Source organism: Wolbachia endosymbiont of Drosophila incompta, assembly GCF_001758565.1.
Lineage (GTDB): Bacteria > Pseudomonadota > Alphaproteobacteria > Rickettsiales > Anaplasmataceae > Wolbachia > Wolbachia pipientis.
Genome location: NZ_CP011148.1, coordinates 55,405 through 57,548 on the forward strand (window position 1 = coordinate 55,405; position 2,144 = coordinate 57,548).

Genomic DNA, 2,144 nt, shown 5'->3' on the forward strand with positions numbered 1-2,144 from the left:
TATTGGTGCTGCTCACACAAGTAGCATATGTTTTTCCGCTGCCCAATTTGGACTAATGTTTTCACTAGGGCAGACAATTTCAAGCCTTTCTGCTTTGGTAATTCAAATACTGTTCTCTAACTTGCTTGCCGAAGATGCATATTGGAAAAATCTGATTGTATGCATAATACTATTTGGTGTGTTGATATTTGTACTTACGCTTTTTTGTCCAAACACACTTCCAGAAAGCAGCTCAGAAAAGCGCACAATAAAAAGCTCTATGAAGACAGTAATGTGCTCTATATTAACAGTGCTAAAATTAAGAGATATCTGGATAACTTCAGTGGTGGGTGCTATTACTTTTGGAACATTTTTAGCACTTAATACCTTGTGGGCTCCAAGGTTACTGGGCAACTCAGAACTCAATGCAATGGAGTCAGGTATAGCAACTGCAATACTATGGCTTGGTCTTGCAGTTGGTGCTCCAATTGCAGATCGAATCTNNAACTTATTTAAAAATAGGAAACATGTAATTTCTGCTTTTGCTTTATTGCAAGGCGTCTCAATTATTATTTTACTATACAGCCATTTAACAGTCCACGTTGTGTACTTTTGTTGTTAGTGATCGGTTTTTTGCGGGAGGACATATGCTTAATTTTACTGTCGGCAGCGAGATTGTGAAACGAAAATACATCAGCACATCATCATCCATTATCAATGGATTTATGTTTATTGGCAGTGGAGTTATAGTGTCAATGTTAGCACTTTTTACAGATCATAAAATGGAACTTTTTGCAATATTTGCGATATTGATAGTTGCCGGTATTTTAAATTATGCAACAAAAGAGACATACTCTAAAAAATAAAGTAGCTGAATCTTGAGTCGATTGCTATATTATATTTACGTATTGTAATATTTATCAATAATGGATCACGTTACAACAAAAGACACAACAGTAACTAAGGCAACGATAGCTGGAGATATAAACCAAGAAATAGGATTATCAAAGGAAGACTATGTTTCGATAATAGATGATATATTGGACGAAATAAAGACAAGCTTGGTAAAGGATGGAATAGTAAAAATATCGTCATTTGGAACATTCTTGGTTAAGAAAAAGAAGGAAAGACCAGGAAATATACCAAATACATCGGAGAAAGTGATGATTCAGGCAAGAAATTCAGTTTCTTTTAGGCCTTCAAAAATTATAAAAAAATCAATCAATAATTAATGAACAAGGAAAAATTATTTTATACGATTGGGGAAGTAGCTGAAGAGCTACATTTGGAACAGCATGTTTTGAGATTTTGGGAAGGTCAATTTCATCAAATTAAGCCTACAAAGCGTAAAGGAAGAAGGCTATATGATCGCAAGTGTATAGAGGCCATAAAGAAAGTAAAATACATGCTATATGATAAAGGATATACAATAAAAGGAGTGCAAAAAGAATTTGGTAATGATATAAAAGTCACAAAGAATTTGTTGCAAGAACTCACCGATTTGAGGGACTATTTAACTAGTAAAATAAATAACGAGGAAAGTAACAAGCAGGCGTGAAACACTACGTCTCGCTAAAATTTTGGAGTTTTGTGAGAGTTTAAAATGTGGCATATAGCCTCATTTCTTATGTTATTAGCAATATTAATAGGCTGTGGCCTGCAAAAACCTGCACCTGTGCTGCTTAAAGGCGAAGAATTTTACGGAAAAAGAGATCTGGAATATACAAGAGAGTACCATTTAATTAGGGAGCCTTCAGTGCAAAAAGAAAGTAGAAAAGCCATCATAAATAGGATATACAAAGATAACAATAATACACAAAATGTGGGGGTAAATTGTAAATTTGTAATGCCAGTTAAAGGTTCAGCTACCTCTTCTGATGAAATGTGTAAGGATGGCATAAAAATTGCTGCTCAAAATGGAACGAACGTAGTTTCCTCTGCACCAGGCAAAGTGATATATGTAGGCAAAGGGCTGAGATGGTATGGGAATTTAATTATAGTGGAACACAAAGATAATTACATGACTGTGTACTCCTATTTAAAAAACATACATGTTGAAATTGGCGATAAAGTAAAGCAAGGTCAAGTAATTGGATCTGCAGGTAAATCAAGCACACAAGATAAAGATCCACAGATGTGTTTCACAATACGACATAATGGCCAAG

At 34.7% G+C, this 2,144-nt stretch carries 5 protein-coding genes (2 of these 5 only partly in view); all 5 read left to right on the forward strand.

The window, feature by feature from the left end; translation table 11 throughout:
• The coding region annotated (locus tag WG67_RS00250) for an MFS transporter (RefSeq protein ID WP_458694948.1) crosses the window boundary (this coding region is incomplete at its 5' end): on the forward strand, positions 1 to 601 show 601 of its 733 nt. Its footprint begins 132 nt before the window's first position.
• A 25-nt stretch (positions 602 to 626) separates the two neighbouring features.
• Positions 627 to 845 carry a hypothetical protein gene (locus WG67_RS07050; protein WP_245683372.1) on the forward strand — a complete coding sequence of 73 codons (219 nt, stop codon included), beginning with the start codon at positions 627 to 629 and terminating at the stop codon, positions 843 to 845.
• 60 nt (positions 846 to 905) lie between these two features.
• Entirely contained in the window at positions 906 to 1,211 is a 306-nt protein-coding gene (locus tag WG67_RS00255) for an integration host factor subunit alpha (RefSeq protein ID WP_010082582.1), read from the forward strand.
• Positions 1,211 to 1,537, forward strand: coding sequence for a MerR family transcriptional regulator (locus WG67_RS00260; protein ID WP_006279880.1), 327 nt, complete (start codon positions 1,211 to 1,213; stop codon positions 1,535 to 1,537). The genes WG67_RS00255 and WG67_RS00260 overlap by 1 nt, the downstream gene beginning before the upstream one ends.
• A gap of 45 nt (positions 1,538 to 1,582) precedes the next feature.
• Positions 1,583 to 2,144, forward strand: partial view of a murein hydrolase activator EnvC family protein gene (locus WG67_RS00265; protein ID WP_070356722.1) — the 5' portion only. The gene runs 35 nt beyond the window's last position; the window shows 562 of its 597 coding nt (coding positions 1–562); it begins with the start codon at positions 1,583 to 1,585; its stop codon lies off the right edge, out of view.